This window comes from Flavobacterium sp. MAHUQ-57 (genome assembly GCF_051908335.1).
Taxonomy (GTDB): Bacteria; Bacteroidota; Bacteroidia; order Flavobacteriales; family Flavobacteriaceae; genus Flavobacterium.
In genome coordinates this window covers 1,431,392-1,449,167 of sequence record NZ_JBPZTE010000006.1, presented here as the reverse complement: position 1 = coordinate 1,449,167, position 17,776 = coordinate 1,431,392, and the positions used below count along the sequence as shown (strand labels likewise).

Below are 17,776 nucleotides of genomic sequence, written 5' to 3'. Positions count from 1 at the left end.
AAGATTTTTATTATACATTTACGCTCGCTAAAAGATTAATTTATGACAAAAAATTACTTAAATAATAATGTTATTGATAAAATAAAGGAGCTAAAAAATAATTCCGGAACGCATTCGCCAAGTGTGGATACCATAATGAAAGAATGCCCGGAACTTGAAATCAATATTGATGCTTGTTTTTTGTCAAATCCATATGCAACAGATTTGTTTATGAAATTCCTTCATGAGGATTTAATAGATAATAACAGGCTGCGTGACGTTTTAGAATTCTATCCACCACAAAATAGAGAAATAGCCAAGTATATTTCGGAGGCTATTAATGTCGATCACAAGAAAATATTTGTAGGAAATGGAGCTATTGAAATTATTCAAGGTATCCTTCATAACTTTGTAAAGAATAAAATAGCTATAATATCGCCTACTTTTTCATCCTATTATGAGTTTGTGAAAGAGGGAATCGATATAGTTTACTTTCCACTTTTGAAAGAAGATAAATTTCTTCTTGATCCCAAAAAATATGTGGAATTTGTAAAAAAAGAAAAGCCAGATACAATTGTAATCATTAATCCGAACAATCCAAACGGAGGTTACTTAAAACAGGAAGATTTTCATTACTTGATATCAAATTTAACCGAAGTTGATAATGTTATCATAGATGAAAGCTTTATTCATTTTGCTTATGAAGATATTGAACTGTCACAAATTACTTCTGAAGAACTGACAGATAAATATTCAAATCTTATTATAGTAAAAAGTATGTCCAAAGACTTTGGTATTGCTGGATTACGAGCAGGTTATGCCGTAATGAATAGTGAAAAAGTGGATGTTTTGTTGCGAAACGGATACCTTTGGAATGTTTCAGGGCTTACCAATTATTTCTTTAAGGTTTATTCTGATGAGGCATTTATCGAAAAGTATAATGTTGAAAGAAAGAAATACATCATGAACACTTTTATGTTTTTAGATGAACTGAAAAATATAAAAGGGATTAATGTTTATCCTTCCAAAGCAAATTTTGCGCTAATTGAAATCGAAAACGGAATGACTTCGTTTGAATTTACCGTTAATTTATTGGTTAACTATGGAATTTATGTCAGAGATTGTTCTGATAAAATTGGTTTGGATGGTCAGTTTGTTAGGATTGCTTCACGTACTTTTGAAGAAAACCTACAGATCATTAAAGCAATAAAAGAGTTGTTATGCGCGCAATCATAAAAGCCTTATATAATCCTCTTATAAAGTTTTTTTTTATCAATAAATTGAAAATATTTTCCCGGAAATGTGAAACAAAACAATTTCTGGTTTTAGATATTGATAATACCATTGCTGATACATGGAAAAACCTGCATGATTTTAAAAAAGGCAGGTTTGCTTATTTTAGAAATTTAGAACCATTGGAGGGCACTATAAAATACATAAAAGAAAATTACGGAGATTTGCCTGTGGTATTTTTAAGTAATAGGAATATTGTTGATTATGATGTTACCAAAAAATGGTTGAAAAAAAGAAGTTTTAATGCTCCCCAAATATTAATACTTACCAATAATCCGAAAGATAAATTAGTTTATCTTAAATACCTATGTGAACGTTTTGGTGTTGTTTATTTTGACGATCTAAGTTATAATCATGAAAAAGAGAAAGTGCTTTTTTATGATGAAGTAATTCAGGAAGTGAAAAAATTAAACGTGAAATATTATGATTACAATTCAATCTTAAAATTAAATAATCACTAAATTGATCTCTATGAAATTTCTTAACCGATTAATTTCAAAAATTCTTGCTTTCCTATATTTGTTTATTAGGATTTCTTTATTAAAATGGATTAAAAACCACGATAAAAATGCCGATACCATTGTTTGGATTAAAACAAACCCAATAACGACATTATTACGATACTTGAAACATAATGATTTATTAAGTGATTTTGCATTAATAGAAGCTATTGCGCAAAAAAATATTCCTTTTAAAATTGTCATTGGTAGTAATATAGGAAAGTGTGTCAATAAAAAAGTTTTTTACAATGTTTCAGAAAATTGTAACCCTTATAAGTTGGCAAATTATTCTGAAACACTACATCAGACGGTAAAATTACTGGAAGGGCAAGGTAATAATGTTTTTCCAAAAACTTCAGAAATTGAATATTGGGAAAATAAAGCCTTCATGCAGGATCAATTCGCAAAATTAGAAATCAGTCATCCGAAAACTGTAGTGCTTAGTCGTAATTTTGTGCAATCGGAATTGGATGAAATAAAGTTTCCTGTATTAATCAAGGAAATTCATTCAGCAGGTTCAAGAGGTATAACCAAAGTTAATTCAATGGAAGAATTGTTGGTCAATCTTGAAAAAGTTTGGGATAAAGGACATTCTAAAACCATTGTTCAAAAATTGGTTGATATGCGTCGTGATTTAAGAGTTGTGATTTTAAATGAAGAAGTCATTTCGTTTTACTGGCGTGTGAACTCCACTGATGAATGGAAGCCAACCGCAACTTCTTTTGGTAATTCGACTGTTTTTGGGGAGTTTCCAGAGCAATGGAGAACACTTTTTGTGGATTATATGAACCGGATGAAAATGACAACCGGTGCCTTTGATATAACTTGGGAAAAAGATGATTTGAATACATTGCCTTTGATACTTGAAGTGAGTCCTTCTTATCAATTGAATCCTGCTTTACCTGATCGCTACAAATCAATCCCATACAAAGAATACAAGAAAAAACTTTTTGTCTCTGAAGCATACTATAAAACCTATGTTGATGTGGTTTTTGATTTACGCCAAAAAATAACCGACAATTATTTTAGAAAATTTTCGTTATAGCATACCTTTGTAAGCTATGAAAAGAAAAAAACTTGTACGTATAACAACCATACCTATTTCGCTTGAAAAACTTCTGACGGGACAACTGCATTTCATGAATAATTTTTATGAAGTTATTGCTGTCTCTTCGGAGAAAGTTAAGCTTGAAGAATATGTCAAAAAAGAAGGTGTCTCGGGTTATTGTGTCGAAATGACACGTAAAATTACTCCATTTAAAGATTTGACTGCAATTTGGAAATTGTATGTTTTTCTTAAAAAAGAAAAACCTTTTATGGTTCATTCTCATACGCCAAAAGCAGGTTTGGTTGGAATGCTAGCTGCGAAATTGGCTGGGGTTCCAAACAGATGGCATACAGTTGCTGGCTTACCTTTGTTAGAAGCTACTGGTTTTAAAAGAAGTATTCTGGATTTTGTTGAAAAGATTATTTATGCCTGTGCAACCAAAGTTTTGCCTAATTCTTCAGGGTTAAAAGAAATTATAATCGAAAACAAATATTGTAAAACGGAAAAATTATCAATAATTGGACAGGGAAGCTCAAACGGTATAGACACTGCCTATTTTAATCCCGATTTTTATGCTGATGTTGAGAAAGATGCGTTAAGAAATGAATTAGGTATTAAAAAGAGTGATTTTGTTTTTATTTTTGTAGGGCGTTTGGTTTCTGATAAAGGAATCAATGAGCTGGTAAAAGCTTTTGTGTCATTAAGAGAGAAAGAACAAAATGTCAAGCTTTTGTTGGTAGGAGGTTTTGAGGGAGATTTAGATCCATTACTGCCTACAACAATTGAGGTTTTGGAAAAAAATGACTCCATAATACAGGCTGGTTTTCAAAACGATGTCAGACCTTTTTTTAGTATTGCTGATGCTTTAGTATTTCCGAGTTATAGGGAAGGGTTTCCAAATGTGGTTATGCAAGCTGGAGCAATGGGATTGCCTTCGATTGTGACAGATATAAATGGATGTAATGAGATTATTACTGAAAAAGTTAATGGTTTGATCATACCTGTGAAAAATGAATTCGCAATTTATGATGCAATGAATAAATTGTGTACAATACCATTGCTTAAAGAAGAATTATCAGATAAAGCACGTGATATAATTGTAAATAAGTATAATAGACAAACGATATGGGAGTCTTTATTGGAAGAGTATAAAAAAGCCTGATATAATGTATAAAACAATTATTAAACGTTTATTTGATTTTATCTTGTCTTTATTCGGTATTATTATTCTGAGTCCGGTTTTTATTGTAATTACTGTTTGTCTCTTTATAGTCAATTCGGGTAGGCCATTTTTTATTCAACAGCGTCCTGGGAAAAACGGTAAAGTTTTTTCTATTATCAAGTTTAAAACAATGAATGATAAAAAAGATGCACATGGAAGGCTTTTACAAGATTTGGATAGGCTTACTTTTATTGGGAAATTTGTAAGAAAGACGTCGCTTGATGAAATTCCACAATTGATTAATGTGCTTAAAGGAGATATGAGTTTAATTGGACCAAGACCTTTGCTAACAGGTTATTTACACCTGTATAGTTCTTTTCAAAACCGCCGTCATGAAGTGAAACCAGGAATTACTGGTTGGGCACAGGTGAATGGTCGAAATGCAATTTCATGGGACAGAAAATTTGAATTGGATGTGTTTTATGTCGATAATCTTTCTTTTTTATTAGACTTTAAAATTATATATTTGACCTTGTACAAGGTTATTAAGTCGGAAGGTATAAACCCTGATGACGTTACGATGACAGAACCTTTTAAAGGGAATGATTATGGGGGCTTCAATTAAAGCTATTGATTTTTTTTTTCCGGTCAAGAAAGTTACAAATGAGGATTTGTCTAAACAATTCCCTGATTATGATTTTACAAGATTTGAGGAAAAAGTAGGAATAAAAAACAGGTACTGGGTTTCGGATAATGAGACAGCATTTGATTTAGCTGTTAAAGCCTGTGAAAAACTTTTTTTAAGAATCGACAGAAATACTATTGATTTTATTCTCTATTGTACTCAGAGTCCGGAATACTTTTTACCAACTACTGCATGTGTACTTCAAAATAAACTTGGTTTAAATAGAAATATTGGGGCATTTGATTTTAATTTAGGCTGTTCCGGATTTACATATGGAGTAGGGATGGCAAAAGGATTAATCAATTCAGGGCAGGCTAAAAACGTGTTGCTGGTAACCGCTGAAACGTATTCTAAATATTTGCATAAAAAAGATCGTTCGAACAGAGCTATATTTGGAGATGCAGCAACAGCAACCTTGATTTCCTTTTCAGAAGAAGAAAATATCGGGCATTTTTTGTCAGGAACTGACGGATCTGGTTATGATAAATTAATTGTTAAAAACGGATGTAGTCGTTTTCCACTAGAGACAGATCCTGAGGAAATTGATTATGGTTCTGAAAATATTTATACGAACAATCATTTGTATATGAATGGTCCTGAAGTTTTTAATTTTACAAGCGAGGTAATTCCTAAATTTACTGAAGAAGTTTTAGAAAAAAATAAAATCCAAAAAGAAGAGATTTCCCAGTTTATATTTCATCAGGCAAATGAGTTTATGTTGAATCATATGAGAAAACGTCTGAAAATAAACACTGAAAATTTCTATAATAATTTGGCTGATGGGGGGAATACAGTTTCGTCTACAATACCAATAGCTTTGAAACGCTATACTGATTCCAAAGAATCAATTAATGCTGAAGATATTGTGATTGTTGGATTTGGTGTTGGATTGTCCTGGTCAGGAGGACTAATAAGAATAAATAATAAATTATAATTTTTTAAAATGACAAAGCAAGATTTTATAAAAGGATTGGAAGAGGAGTTGGAATTGGAAACAGCATTGGAATTTGATACTGATATTAAACAATTGGAGGAATGGGATTCAATGACTGCAATGTTACTGATTGGATATGTTTCTAACGAATTCAGTGTTACTTTAAATGCTGAGGACATAAAAAAAATAACAACGATATCATCTCTGATTGAAAAAATCGGCGTTGAAAAATTCGACTAAATATGTATCAGGAATTTCAGGGTGTAGAGATTAAAGCTGTTGCTTCTTGTGTTCCCAAAAATAAAGTTGGGAATGATTCATTTTCCCATTTGCTGTCTTCAAAAGAATTGAGAATTTTCGAAAAGACAGTTGGGATATTGGAAAGAAGATGGGCGGATAAAGAAATCACTGCTTCTGATTTAGGATATGCTGCTGCTATAAATCTATTTGAGAAAAGTAGAGTGAATTTGGAAGAAATAGAATGTTTGGTTTTTTTAAGTCAAACTCCTGATTTTAAACTTCCTTTTACGTCTAATATTTTACAACAAAGATTGGGCTTGAAGCAAAATATTCTATGTTTAGATATTAATGCTGGTTGTGCAGGGTTTGTTCAAGGCTTAAGTGTTTCATATTCTATTGCAAAATCTCTTGATAAAGGGAAGGTTTTATTTATAGTTGCTGAGACTTTGTCTAAAATTTTGTCAGAATCAGACAGAAGTACAACCCCTCTTTTTGGAGATGGAGCTTCAGCAGTATTAATTGAAAACACTGGGAATGCTAAATGTAAGTCTTATTTTAATTTTTATTCTGATGGAGGTAATGCTGATGCTATTCAGATACCTGACGGGGGGTGCAGAAATGGGACAACTCAAGATAGTCTATCTCTGATTGAAGATGAGAAAGGGAATACAAGAAGTAAGTTACATCTTTCTATGGATGGGCCAAGAGTTTTTGATTTTACCTTAAGGGAAATTGCTCCAAGTATTGAGTCACTTTTGAAAGACTCGGCAGTTGATAGGATGTCAGTAGATTATTTTTTATTTCATCAGTCTAATCAATTTATAATTAAACAAATTACTTCTCAGTTAAGTGTTGATTCTGAAAAAGTATTATTGAATATTTCGGAATTTGGGAATACAAGTGGAGTTTCAATTCCTTTGCTTTTTTCTAGTTATCCGAAAAAATTCGGTACCTCAAAAACATTACTGCTAAGCGGATATGGGGTTGGTTTGAATTGGGGTAATTGTATTTTAGAAAATACATCTTTTGATTCTTTTGAAAAAATAGAAATTTAATGTTAGAGGATAAAACAATTATTATTACCGGAGCTTCTTCCGGAATAGGAAAATCCATTGCAATTAGTTTAAGTAAACTTGGAGCTAAATGTGTCTTGATTGGTAGGGATTTGGAAAGATTAAAAGAAGTTCAAGTCTTGTGTGAAAATAAAACACTGATTATTAGTGAAAATTTATGTGATTTTGATGCTTATGATGGTATTGTAGAAAAAGTATTTCGAGAATTCGGACCAATTTACGGATTTGTTCATTCTGCCGGTATTGAGCAAACAATACTTTTGCAACAGTTGACACATCGTCATATGAGTGATATTTTTGACATTAATGTTTTTTCTCCTGTTGAATTTTTGAAAAGATTGATTAAGAAAAAATACAGAGACGAAAAACAAAGTTTTGTTTTGATTTCATCTGTCATGGGGGTGGTTGGAAATAAAGGATTGACTTCCTATTCTGCAAGCAAAGGAGCTATTATTGCAATGGTCAAATCTATGGCACTGGAATTGTCAGGAAAAGGAGTGAGGATTAATGCAGTTTCACCAGGACATGTTAAGGATTCGGAAATGTCGATTGCAAAAGAATTAAAGCTTTCAGTTGAGGCAAATGAAAAGATAGAACAGCAGCATCCTTTAGGATTAGGAACTTGCGAAGATGTGGCTCAGGCAGTAAGTTTTTTATTGTCTGATGGAGCAAAATGGATTACAGGGCAAAATTTAATTATAGATGGCGGATACACTATACAATAATATCGAAGTTGTTATTCTTGGTGCTGGTGGATTGGCAAGGGAAATTGTCAGTTGGATTACGGTTGCAGAGAATAAGAGTCTTGAGGTGGTTGGATTTATGGATGACAATCTGAATGCGTTGGACGGTTATGATGTGAAAGAAAGTAATTTAGGAAAAATAGATTTTTCACAAATTAAAGATTTTCAATCTGTTTTATTCGGGATAGCAGACGGAGGTGTTAAGAAAAAATTGTTTGAAAAGTCAAAAGAATATAATGTAAAAACAGTCGGTTATACTCATCATACTGCTTTGGTTGGAGAGAGAACTGTTGTGGGAGAAGGGCTAGTTTTGTGTCCTTTTTCAATTATTTCGTGTGATTCAAAAATTGGTGATTTAGTGTTTGTTAATAGTGGATCCCAAATCGGTCACGATGTAGTTATTGGTGATTATACAAGTATAATGGCTAATGTTGATATTGGCGGGGGAGCGCAAATTGGTAATAATGTTTTTATTGGTTCAGGTGCAATTGTTTTGCCTGGGGTGAAAATTCCTGATAATACAATTGTTGGGGCCGGAGCGGTAGTGATTAGAACAATAAAACAAGAAGGAACATATTTCGGAAATCCTGCAAAGAAAATTTTTTAATGAATCAAATGAGTATATCAAAAATATGGCTTTCATCTCCACATATGGGAGGAAACGAACAGAAATATGTACAAGAAGCATTTGATACAAATTGGATAGCGCCTCTTGGTCCTAATGTTAACGGTTTTGAAAGTGATTTAGAAAATTATCTGGGTGATGATGTTTATGTAGCAGCTTTGAGTTCTGGAACTGCAGCGTTGCATCTTGCTTTAATTCTGTTGGGTGTTCAGGCGGGAGATGAAGTGATTTGTCAAAGTATGACTTTTTCAGCATCAGCTAATCCGATTATGTATTTGGGTGCAACTCCAGTTTTTGTTGATAGTGAGTCGGATACCTGGAATATGTGCCCTAAGGCTTTGGAGGAAGCAATTATAGACCGATTGGCAAAAGGGAAAAAACCGAAAGCTATAATTGGGGTGCATCTGTATGGAATGCCTTTTAAATATGATGAAATAAAAGCTGTTTCGATTAAGTATGCTATTCCAATTGTTGAAGATAGTGCGGAAGCTTTAGGTAGCACCTATAAAAATAAAAAATGTGGGACTTTTGGCGATATCAGTATTTTGTCTTTTAATGGTAATAAAATTATAACAACTTCAGGAGGTGGGGCTTTGGTCTCGTCAAATAAAGAGATTAAGGATAAAACAGTTTTTCTTTCTACACAAGCTCGGGATAATGCACCGCATTATCAACACAGTCAAGTGGGGTATAATTACAGAATGAGTAATATTTGTGCAGGAATAGGGCGTGGACAAATGGAGGTTTTAGATCAGCATATCTCATTAAGAAGAAAAATGCATAATTTTTATAGAGACTTTTTTGAAAAAATTGAGGGAGTAACTGTTTTTTCAGAGCCCTCATCGGATTATTTTTCAAATCATTGGTTGTCAGCAATAGTTGTTGATAAAGACAAAGTTGGTGGTAAAAGCAGAGAGGATTTGCGTTTAGCACTCGAAGAAGAAATGATTGAAACCAGACCTTTGTGGAAACCGATGCATTTGCAGCCTGTTTTTGAAATGTGTCCATATTATGGAGGTAATGTTTCAGAGCAATTGTTTGAAAATGGATTGTGTTTGCCTTCAGGCTCTAACATAACTGAAGAAGAAAAAAATAGGATATATACAGCACTCAAACGATTTTTTTAGTACTTTGCGGGTTCATTTGGAATAATTTTACGAAGTTTTAATGTGTTCATTTTTAATGAATTGCATAATGGGAGGTGAGTTTTAAATATTGTTATTTTGGATATAGAAGAAAAAGCTACTATCAAATCGGTTGTAAAGCAGTTGTTAATGCTTGACAGAAATTGGTTTAACCTTAAAAATCTTGGTTATCTGCCAAGATGGGTTATTCTTCTATTAGATGTTTTTGCTATTGCTTTTTCAGGTGCAGTAACCTATTATCTTTTTAAAGGTATTGGTCTTGAGTACTTTAGTAGTAGACACAATGGTTTAAAAATCGTATTGTATTTTGGATTTAATGTTTTCTTTTTTTGGTGGTTTAAAACCTACTCTGGTATTATCAGGCATTCTTCCTTTATAGATGCTATTAAAATATTATTTTCACAAGTTATAACTTTCTTTTTTCTGGTATTGATCAATTTAGGTTTTTCAATTGTTTATAAAGAAAATCTTTTCCTGTCAACTGCATTATTGATCAATGTTATCTTCTCTTTTTGCTTGCTGTTTCTTTATAGGGTTCTTGTTAAGCAGGTTTTTGAAGTTTATATCAAAGGGATTCAGGGCGAAAATTTGGTGAATGCTCTAGTATATGGTGCCGATGCAAATGCAATTTCGGTTTCCAATGCGTTACAATCTGAAATTCCAAGAAGATTTAAGTTACTTGGATTTATTGATAAATACAGCCATAATGAATCCAAACAAATTCTAGGACTTCCTATCATTAACCAAAAGAAAAAGATTTCAGTTGTCATGAGATCGCTTGATGCAAAGGCTTTGATTATAGCAGATAAAGGTTTGTCAAAAGAGGAGCAATTGGCTATCGTTGATGAATGTTTAGAGTTTAATCTGAAAGTTTATACTGTTCCTTTGATTTCAAACTGGGAAGATCAAAAGGAGATTTCAAAAAAAATTAAGAGTTTTCAAATTGAAGACTTGCTAGATCGCAAACCTATTGTACTTGATAATAAAGTAATCTCATCGCAGGTAAAAAATAAGACAATTTTAATTACTGGTGCGGCGGGTTCTATCGGAAGTGAAATTGTCCGTCAGGTAATGGAATTTAATCCGAATACAATAATAGTTCTAGATCAGGCGGAAACTCCTTTGCATGATTTGACTTTAGAACTTCAAAAGTTGAAGATTACCACCAATATTGTTTCTATTATTGCTGATATTAGAGATAAAATTGGACTGGAAAAAATATTTGAATTGTATAGACCTAATCTGATTTATCACGCCGCTGCTTATAAGCATGTTCCTTTGATGGAAGACAATCCTTCACAAGCAATTTTTGTTAATGTGTTGGGAACCAAAAATCTTGCAGATTTAGCACTGCAGTTTGGTGTTGAGAAATTTGTAATGGTTTCTACGGATAAGGCTGTTAATCCTAGTAATGTGATGGGAGCCAGCAAACGAATAGCAGAAAAATATGTTCAATCATTGTATTTTTATGAACTTAAAAAAAACAAAGGGACAACAAAATTTATTACAACTAGATTTGGGAATGTATTAGGGTCAAATGGTTCGGTTGTGCCTTTGTTTTCAAAGCAAATCGCCGAGGGAGGTCCCGTTACAATTACACATAAAGAGATTATCCGTTATTTCATGACAATACCCGAAGCCTGTCAGCTCGTTTTAGAAGCAGGAGCAATGGGTAATGGTGGAGAAATTTATATTTTTGATATGGGGAAACCAGTTAAAATATATGATTTAGCCAAAAAAATGATCAGATTGGCGGGTTATGTGCCGGATAGCGATATTAAAATAAAAGTTGTAGGTTTGCGTCCTGGTGAAAAATTGTACGAAGAATTACTAAATGATACCTCAAAAACGCTGCCAACCCATCATGATAAAATAATGGTTACACAAGAAGAAATAGATTATTTTGAAAATGTTTCCATATCAATTGCTGAAATTTTAGAAGCAGCTTCACAATATAATAATCATTTGGTAGTTACCAAGATGAAGATTTTGGTACCAGAGTTTAAAAGTTTGAATTCAATTTTTGAAATCCTAGATAAAAAAAATAATTAAAATTATGATCAGATTACCCAAGATTGCTGCTGTTTTGTTCCTATTGTCAGCCATAATCGGATTAACCAGCTGCAGTCAGCAAAAAAAAATTGCATATTTTCAAAATATTGAACAATTATCTGCTTTGGATGGTTCAAGTTTTGAACCTACGATTCAACCTGATGATTTATTGTTAATTATAGTATCTGCTCAAGATCCAGAAGCAGCAGCCCCTTTTAATCTTACTACTGAAAATATACCGACTGTATCAGGACAAGCTTCCATGGCGCAACGCCAACAGCAATTGTATTTGGTTGATAAAAAAGGAATGATTGATTTCCCTATTTTGGGTCAACTACAAATGGGAGGATTAACGAAAGACCAAGTTGTAATTCAATTAAAGGATAAATTGGTTCAATACATTAAAAATCCAATTGTTAATATTCGTATAATGAATTATAAAGTTACGGTACAGGGAGAAGTTAACAAGCCTGGAACTTATCCAGTGAACAGTGAAAGGGTTACTCTTATTGAGGCTTTAAGTATGGCTGGGGATTTAACAATCTACGGAAAAAGAAATAATATAGTGATTGTAAGGGAAGTTCAAGGAAAGAAATCTATTGGACGTATTGATATTACTAAAGCTGATTTTATTAATTCACCTTATTATTATTTGTCACAAAACGATATGGTGTATGTAGAGCCAAACGGAGCTAAAAGTAGCTCGTCTACATTTAACCAAAATACTACTGTATGGATATCTATAGCATCTTTGTTGTCTTCGGCTATTTTCTCTATACTTTTAATCAATAAAAACTAAAATTTAAGTATGTTGCCTATCAATAATAATAAAGAGGAAAACTCTTTGAAGTTGAGAGATTTATTGTTTAAATACTTAATGCACTGGAAATGGTTTTTATTGAGTATTCTTGCTTTTTTTGCGTTGGCAAAATTATATTTACGTTATTCTGTACCTCTTTATAACTCAACCACAACTATCTTAATCAAAGATGATAGCGGAAATAATCTAGCTTCTGAATTATCAGCTTTTCAAGATTTGGAACTTTTTTCTGGTACCAAAAGTAAAATCGAAGACGAAATCGAAGTCTTACGATCTAGAAAATTAATTGAAAAAACAGTTAAAGAAGGGGAGTTTAATGTTCGTTATATTGCAGAAGGACGCATTAAATCATCTGATGCTTACGGTGGTAACCCTGTTAAAATAAATTTTTTCAATAAAGAGAGAAGATTGTTTAAAAAAGATACGGTTCTAAATGTTGAAATTGTATCTGGGAATCAGTTTCATTTATTCAATCAGGATAACAATAAGTTAGGAACTTTTACCTTCGGACAAATCATAAAGTCAAAAACATTAGGCGATTATAAAATTGACAGACGTATTGTTTTAAATGAGTTTGACGAACCGGAACCACTTAAAAAATCAAGAGTGATTATTGAGATTTCAAATCTTAAAGCTACTGTAGATGATTTTAAAAGGAGAATCAACGTGATTACTCTTTCGAAATTTGCCAATGTGGTTGAGATTTCTATAACCGATCAAGTAAGTAAAAGAGCTGAAGATTTTCTTAATAAACTAGTCCAGATTTATAATCGTGAGGCAATTAATGATAAGAATTTAATTTCTGAAAAAACAGCAAAGTTCATTAACGAGCGATTAATTATCATAACAGATGAATTGGGTAATGTTGAAAAAGATGTAGAGACTTATAAAAAGAAAAATAAAATTACTGACTTGCCTACTGAAGCGGAACTGAATCTTCAAAGTGCAAGTGAATTTAAAGCAGAGGAAATTTCAATTGGTACTCAGATTAAAGTGGTTGATCTTATGATTCAATACATGAAATCAAATGCTGATTCAGATGTAATTCCGGCCAATATCGTGCCTTCAGATGTAAATGCTGCAGAACTTATAGGTAGTTATAATAATCTTGTTGTAGAGAGAAATAGAATTCTTAAAAGTTCTACTCCTGAAAATCCACTGGTAGTTAGAACTAATGATAAGATTACAGCATTAAAGCGTTCAATCAATGAAAGTTTATTGAGATTGAAGTCTTCATTGTCTGTTAAGGATAGAGATATACAGAATCAAGGAAATGTATTGGGAGGAAGAATATCGCGTTTACCACAACAGGAAAGAGAATTCAGGAATATTTTTAGACAACAACAAATTAAAGAAGAATTGTATTTGTATTTGTTTAAAAAGAGAGAAGAAACTGCTATTGCCCTTGCGGGTACTGCGCCAAATTCTAAAGTTGTTGATGAAGCCTATTCTCCAAATATGCCGGTATCACCTAAAAGACAAATAATATATCTTATTTCTTTGGTGCTTGGATTGTTGGTTCCTTTTTCGTTTATCTATGTGAAAGGTCTGTTGGATACAAAAGTCAAAGACAGAAATGATCTGGATCATTTAGGTGTTCCATTTATTGGTGATGTTCCGCACTCTGAATCGCATAACGAAATCATTAAATCAGATAGTAGAACTAGTTCGGCTGAAGCAATTCGTATAGTAAGAACAAATTTAGAATTTATACTAAATAATTCAGAACCTGGTAAAGCGAAAATAATTATGCTAACTTCCACTTTACCGGCTGAAGGAAAAACCTTTATAGCGGTTAATTTGGCAGCTACAGTGGCGATTTCAGGGAAAAAAGTTTTACTTATCGGTATGGATGTTCGTAATCCTCGAATTGATGATTATGTAACTTTACCAACAAAAGGTTTAACAAACTTCTTATCAACAGCAGATGCAGTTATTGAAGATTATATTGTTTCACAAACCGGATATGAACAATTTGACATCCTTCCGGCTGGAGTTATTCCGCCAAATCCTGCTGAATTGTTAATGAGTGTGAAGCTGGAAACCATGTTTGAAGATTTAAAGCAACAATACGATTATATAATTATTGATACAGCTCCAGTGAGTTTGGTTACTGATACCTTACTGATTTCTAAATTTGCCGACGCTTTTATTTATGTGGTTAGAGCAAATTATCTAGATAAAGAAATGTTGAGAATGCCAGAGTCTTTATACAGAGACAAAAAATTACCAAGTATGTGTATGCTACTTAATGATACTGATGTTATTAAAGGGTATGGATATGGTTACGGTTATGGTGTCCATGATCAAAAGAAAAAGAATTGGTTAACGAAAATATTTGGATAAAAAAAAGGGACTTTAAAAGTCCCTTTTTTTATTCTTTGAAAAATTGATTGTTGTGAATAACACTTTTTAAATTGTCAATTTCTTTTAATTCTATTTTTTTATCAAAGGATTCGATGTGTTTTTTATGATGTACATCGGAGCCCACAAAGTCTATTAAATTGGTTTTTAAAAGAAAATCGGCAACCTGCATTACTTCATTGCCGTAATAACCAACGGTAGATAGTAAATTAAGCTGGAAATGACATCCCGCATTCTTTAGTTTTTTGTACTCATCTGTTTTTTTGTGGTAAAACATGTAACGCTCCGGATGTGCTAAAATAGGTTTGTATCCTGCTACTTGCATTTCGAAAAGCAAATCATAAAGATGAATTGGTGCATTTAGATAAGACATTTCAACTAATACTAAATTGTCTTTAATGGTCAAAACTTCACCTGCTTTGCACAAATTTATGAAATGGTCGTCCAATAAATATTCAGAGGCAGCTTTGAATGGATTGTGAATATGATTTTCAGTCAATGTTTTTTGCGTTTCAGCTTCCACTTTCTGAATTCCACTTTTGGTATTGTTGTAAAATCCGCTGAAAGTATGTGGTGTAGTTGTAAACGATTCAAATCCGAAACTTTTTAAACTCTTGACCAAATAAAGAGTTTCTTCAATGTCTTTTGCGCCATCATCAATTCCGGGTAAGAGGTGAGAATGGATGTCGGTATAACCATCCGGGATAATATCTTTAAGTACGGGTTTGTTTTTTTTGAAAAAGAACATGGATTTTTTTTTACAAATGTAGGGATTTGTCAATTACAATAAGTTTAAGGCCTGTTAATAATTAAATAAAAGCCTTTTTTTGATTTTTATTAAGGTTTTGAATGAATGAAATGACATTTATATCGGATACTTTGGAGGGTTTTTTATATTTGTTTTCCATTCTTTTTATTGTTAAGTTGCAACGTAAATAATAGATTGAAAAATGAAGCAAGAAACGTTACAAGAAGAGCACTGGGATCAAGTCATAGAATCTCGGACTTCTTTGTTTGATTTGCGTTTAAAGGAAGTTTGGCATTATAGAGATTTACTCTTTTTATTTGTGAGAAGGGATTTTGTTACTGTTTACAAACAAACCATTTTGGGACCTCTTTGGTTTTTTATTCAACCGATTCTAACCACTATTACATTTACCGTTATTTTTGGGAATGTGGCACAGTTATCCACAGAAAATGCTCCCAAACTGGTCTTTTATATGGCAGGAATTACTTTGTGGAATTACTTTTCTACTTGTTTAACTTCCGTTGCAGGTGTCTTTAATGCCAATGCCGGAATTTTCGGGAAAGTTTATTTTCCAAGATTAATCATGCCATTAACGATTGTTATTTCTAATTTAATGAAATTTGGTGTGCAGTTTGCGATGTTCATTCTCTTTGTGTTGTATTACTATTGGTGTAAAGAAGAAATACAGCCTAATAATTGGATATTGATTACGCCAATCGTGATTTGTATAATGGCAATAATAGCCATGGGAATAGGGCTTATTTTGTCTTCAATGACTACGAAGTATAAAGATTTAAACCAGTTGATCTCCTTTGGAATACAGTTGTTTATGTATGCAACTCCTGTTATTTATCCAAGTTCATCCATTCCGTCTGATTATAAATGGATTATTAATCTCAATCCATTGGTTGGATTATTCAATTATATGAGACACGCCTATTTAGGAATAGGTGAGTTTACAGTGTCTTCATTAGTATACCCAAGTTTGTTTGGAATCGGGATCTTAGCGATAGGTATTGTGATTTTTAATAAAACACAAAGGACTTTCATGGATACAGTCTAATCAATTATTGGATTGAAGAATATAATAGAACATGAGTAAGATAGTTATAAAAGCGGAAAATATTTCAAAGCAATATCGATTAGGATTAGTTGGTACTGGTACAGTTAAGGATGATTTAAAGAGATGGTGGCACAATGTTAGGGGAAATGAAGATCCTTTTTTAAAAATAGGTGAAGCTAATAATCGCTCGGTAAAAGGTGAAAGTGAATACGTTTGGTCACTCAGAGATATTAATTTCGAAATTGGTCAAGGGGATTCTATAGGAATTATTGGTCGTAATGGCGCGGGAAAAAGTACGCTTTTAAAAATATTAAGTCAGGTAACCCAACCCACTACTGGTAAAATTTATACCAAAGGAAGAATTGCTTCGTTATTGGAAGTGGGTACCGGTTTTCATCCAGAAATGACAGGTCGAGAAAATATCTATCTGAACGGAGCTATATTGGGGATGCGAAAAAGCGAAATTACTAGAAAATTTGATGAAATTGTCGCTTTTTCTGGGGTGGAACGTTATATTGACACACCTGTAAAACGTTATTCTTCCGGAATGTATGTTCGATTGGCTTTTGCCGTTGCAGCCCATTTGGAATCGGAAATTCTTATTGTTGATGAAGTATTGGCTGTTGGTGATGCAGAATTCCAGAAGAAATGTCTGGGAAAGATGAATGATGTCAGCAAAGGTGAAGGAAGAACTGTGTTGTTTGTGAGTCATAATATGGCTGCTGTAAAGAGTTTGTGTAATAAAGGATTGGTGTTAAAAAACGGACAGGTTTTTTATGAAGGATTAGCTCATAATGCTGTAACTAATTATTTGAGTGGTGATTCGGAGAGTCTTAATCATAAAAAATTCGGAAAAGAATATAATTGTGAACAGTTTCAGTTATTAGAGATATACATAAATCCTAAAGGGAAAACCTCTGATGAAAATTTGGATGAATATCAAGAATTAGAATTTAATACAAGAATTATAATCAAAGAGAATTCTGAAAGATTTCATCTGACCTATGTTTTAAAGAATGAAGAAGGAAATCCTTTATTTGCATTTTCAAATGTGAATGCCGGCTTGCAGCTAAAAGATGGAACAAATCATCTCAAGTGTTGCTTCCCAAAAGGATTTTTAAATATCGGAAACTATTATCTGGATTTTTATATTATCGAAGATGCTAAAAGGACCGTGTTTCATGAACCCGATATTATGAGTTTCGTGATTCAGGAAGGTCAACGAGGTTTCGGAGCCTGGCTAGGTAAAGAGCCTGGGTTTATAAAACCAGTTTTCGAATGGACGCGCCTTTAAACTTTGCA

The 17,776-nt window shown here is 32.7% G+C and carries 17 protein-coding genes; 16 read left to right on the top strand and 1 reads right to left on the bottom strand.

Going from position 1 to position 17,776, the window contains the following annotated elements; translation table 11 throughout:
- Positions 1-42 precede the first annotated feature (42 nt).
- The 14 genes from ACS8MM_RS07125 (at position 43) to ACS8MM_RS07060 (ending at position 14,645) form a co-directional block, all read left to right on the top strand.
- Positions 43-1,215, top strand: coding sequence for a pyridoxal phosphate-dependent aminotransferase (locus ACS8MM_RS07125; protein ID WP_379714674.1), 1,173 nt, complete (start codon positions 43-45; stop codon positions 1,213-1,215).
- Complete coding sequence (locus ACS8MM_RS07120; protein WP_379714671.1) at positions 1,200-1,733, top strand: hypothetical protein; 534 nt, start codon at positions 1,200-1,202, stop codon at positions 1,731-1,733. The genes ACS8MM_RS07125 and ACS8MM_RS07120 overlap by 16 nt, the downstream gene beginning before the upstream one ends.
- Before the next feature lie 10 nt (positions 1,734-1,743).
- Positions 1,744-2,817 (top strand): ATP-grasp domain-containing protein, encoded by a 1,074-nt coding sequence (locus tag ACS8MM_RS07115; protein WP_379714668.1) that lies wholly within the window; start codon positions 1,744-1,746, stop codon positions 2,815-2,817.
- 16 nt (positions 2,818-2,833) lie between these two features.
- Positions 2,834-3,982: a glycosyltransferase family 4 protein gene (locus ACS8MM_RS07110; RefSeq protein ID WP_379714666.1), complete on the top strand. Its 1,149-nt coding sequence runs from the start codon at positions 2,834-2,836 to the stop codon at positions 3,980-3,982.
- A gap of 4 nt (positions 3,983-3,986) precedes the next feature.
- A complete protein-coding gene (locus ACS8MM_RS07105) occupies positions 3,987-4,607 on the top strand; it encodes a sugar transferase (RefSeq protein ID WP_379714663.1) in 621 nt (206 codons plus the stop codon).
- The gene (locus ACS8MM_RS07100) at positions 4,591-5,601 is read left to right on the top strand and encodes a 3-oxoacyl-ACP synthase III family protein (protein WP_379714660.1); all 1,011 of its coding nucleotides are present in this window, start codon (positions 4,591-4,593) and stop codon (positions 5,599-5,601) included. The genes ACS8MM_RS07105 and ACS8MM_RS07100 overlap by 17 nt, the downstream gene beginning before the upstream one ends.
- A 9-nt stretch (positions 5,602-5,610) precedes the next feature.
- Positions 5,611-5,841, top strand: coding sequence for a phosphopantetheine-binding protein (locus ACS8MM_RS07095; protein ID WP_379714657.1), 231 nt, complete (start codon positions 5,611-5,613; stop codon positions 5,839-5,841).
- 2 nt (positions 5,842-5,843) lie between these two features.
- Entirely contained in the window at positions 5,844-6,896 is a 1,053-nt protein-coding gene (locus ACS8MM_RS07090; RefSeq protein ID WP_379714654.1) for a ketoacyl-ACP synthase III, read from the top strand.
- Positions 6,896-7,639: an SDR family NAD(P)-dependent oxidoreductase gene (locus ACS8MM_RS07085; protein WP_379714651.1), complete on the top strand. Its 744-nt coding sequence runs from the start codon at positions 6,896-6,898 to the stop codon at positions 7,637-7,639. Before ACS8MM_RS07090 ends, ACS8MM_RS07085 begins: the two co-directional genes overlap by 1 nt.
- A complete protein-coding gene (locus ACS8MM_RS07080; RefSeq protein ID WP_379714649.1) occupies positions 7,617-8,264 on the top strand; it encodes an acetyltransferase in 648 nt (215 codons plus the stop codon). The genes ACS8MM_RS07085 and ACS8MM_RS07080 overlap by 23 nt, the downstream gene beginning before the upstream one ends.
- A gap of 8 nt (positions 8,265-8,272) precedes the next feature.
- Complete coding sequence (locus tag ACS8MM_RS07075; protein WP_379714646.1) at positions 8,273-9,409, top strand: DegT/DnrJ/EryC1/StrS family aminotransferase; 1,137 nt, start codon at positions 8,273-8,275, stop codon at positions 9,407-9,409.
- Positions 9,410-9,556: 147 nt separating this feature from the next.
- Complete coding sequence (locus ACS8MM_RS07070; protein WP_379715014.1) at positions 9,557-11,479, top strand: polysaccharide biosynthesis protein; 1,923 nt, start codon at positions 9,557-9,559, stop codon at positions 11,477-11,479.
- Between the two features lie 4 nt (positions 11,480-11,483).
- The gene (locus ACS8MM_RS07065) at positions 11,484-12,278 is read left to right on the top strand and encodes a polysaccharide biosynthesis/export family protein (RefSeq protein ID WP_379714644.1); all 795 of its coding nucleotides are present in this window, start codon (positions 11,484-11,486) and stop codon (positions 12,276-12,278) included.
- A 9-nt stretch (positions 12,279-12,287) separates the two neighbouring features.
- Positions 12,288-14,645 (top strand): GumC family protein, encoded by a 2,358-nt coding sequence (locus ACS8MM_RS07060; protein ID WP_379714642.1) that lies wholly within the window; start codon positions 12,288-12,290, stop codon positions 14,643-14,645.
- A 28-nt stretch (positions 14,646-14,673) separates the two neighbouring features.
- On the opposite strand, the gene ACS8MM_RS07055 is transcribed toward ACS8MM_RS07060, so the two are convergent.
- Positions 14,674-15,411: a tyrosine-protein phosphatase gene (locus ACS8MM_RS07055; RefSeq protein WP_379714640.1), complete on the bottom strand. Its 738-nt coding sequence runs from the start codon at positions 15,409-15,411 to the stop codon at positions 14,674-14,676.
- Between the two features lie 202 nt (positions 15,412-15,613).
- Between ACS8MM_RS07055 and ACS8MM_RS07050 the strand changes: the two genes are divergently transcribed.
- Both ACS8MM_RS07050 and ACS8MM_RS07045 read left to right on the top strand, forming a co-directional pair.
- A complete protein-coding gene (locus tag ACS8MM_RS07050; protein WP_379714637.1) occupies positions 15,614-16,474 on the top strand; it encodes an ABC transporter permease in 861 nt (286 codons plus the stop codon).
- Positions 16,475-16,505: 31 nt separating this feature from the next.
- Complete coding sequence (locus tag ACS8MM_RS07045) at positions 16,506-17,768, top strand: ABC transporter ATP-binding protein (protein ID WP_379714634.1); 1,263 nt, start codon at positions 16,506-16,508, stop codon at positions 17,766-17,768.
- Positions 17,769-17,776 lie beyond the last annotated feature (8 nt).

Excerpts from the sequence above, each read along its gene's own strand:
- ACS8MM_RS07070 (WP_379715014.1), top strand. The coding sequence starts at position 9,557 with ATGCTTGACAGAAATTGGTTTAACCTTAAAAATCTTGGTTATCTGCCA.
- ACS8MM_RS07075 (WP_379714646.1), top strand. The coding sequence starts at position 8,273 with ATGAGTATATCAAAAATATGGCTTTCATCTCCACATATGGGAGGAAAC.
- ACS8MM_RS07125 (WP_379714674.1), top strand. The coding sequence starts at position 43 with ATGACAAAAAATTACTTAAATAATAATGTTATTGATAAAATAAAGGAG.
- ACS8MM_RS07080 (WP_379714649.1), top strand. The coding sequence starts at position 7,617 with ATGGCGGATACACTATACAATAATATCGAAGTTGTTATTCTTGGTGCT.
- ACS8MM_RS07120 (WP_379714671.1), top strand. The coding sequence starts at position 1,200 with ATGCGCGCAATCATAAAAGCCTTATATAATCCTCTTATAAAGTTTTTT.
- ACS8MM_RS07065 (WP_379714644.1), top strand. The coding sequence starts at position 11,484 with ATGATCAGATTACCCAAGATTGCTGCTGTTTTGTTCCTATTGTCAGCC.
- ACS8MM_RS07050 (WP_379714637.1), top strand. The coding sequence starts at position 15,614 with ATGAAGCAAGAAACGTTACAAGAAGAGCACTGGGATCAAGTCATAGAA.
- ACS8MM_RS07060 (WP_379714642.1), top strand. The coding sequence starts at position 12,288 with ATGTTGCCTATCAATAATAATAAAGAGGAAAACTCTTTGAAGTTGAGA.
- ACS8MM_RS07105 (WP_379714663.1), top strand. The coding sequence starts at position 3,987 with ATGTATAAAACAATTATTAAACGTTTATTTGATTTTATCTTGTCTTTA.
- ACS8MM_RS07085 (WP_379714651.1), top strand. The coding sequence starts at position 6,896 with ATGTTAGAGGATAAAACAATTATTATTACCGGAGCTTCTTCCGGAATA.
- ACS8MM_RS07055 (WP_379714640.1), bottom strand. The coding sequence starts at position 15,411 with ATGTTCTTTTTCAAAAAAAACAAACCCGTACTTAAAGATATTATCCCG.
- ACS8MM_RS07095 (WP_379714657.1), top strand. The coding sequence starts at position 5,611 with ATGACAAAGCAAGATTTTATAAAAGGATTGGAAGAGGAGTTGGAATTG.
- ACS8MM_RS07115 (WP_379714668.1), top strand. The coding sequence starts at position 1,744 with ATGAAATTTCTTAACCGATTAATTTCAAAAATTCTTGCTTTCCTATAT.
- ACS8MM_RS07100 (WP_379714660.1), top strand. The coding sequence starts at position 4,591 with ATGGGGGCTTCAATTAAAGCTATTGATTTTTTTTTTCCGGTCAAGAAA.
- ACS8MM_RS07090 (WP_379714654.1), top strand. The coding sequence starts at position 5,844 with ATGTATCAGGAATTTCAGGGTGTAGAGATTAAAGCTGTTGCTTCTTGT.
- ACS8MM_RS07045 (WP_379714634.1), top strand. The coding sequence starts at position 16,506 with ATGAGTAAGATAGTTATAAAAGCGGAAAATATTTCAAAGCAATATCGA.
- ACS8MM_RS07110 (WP_379714666.1), top strand. The coding sequence starts at position 2,834 with ATGAAAAGAAAAAAACTTGTACGTATAACAACCATACCTATTTCGCTT.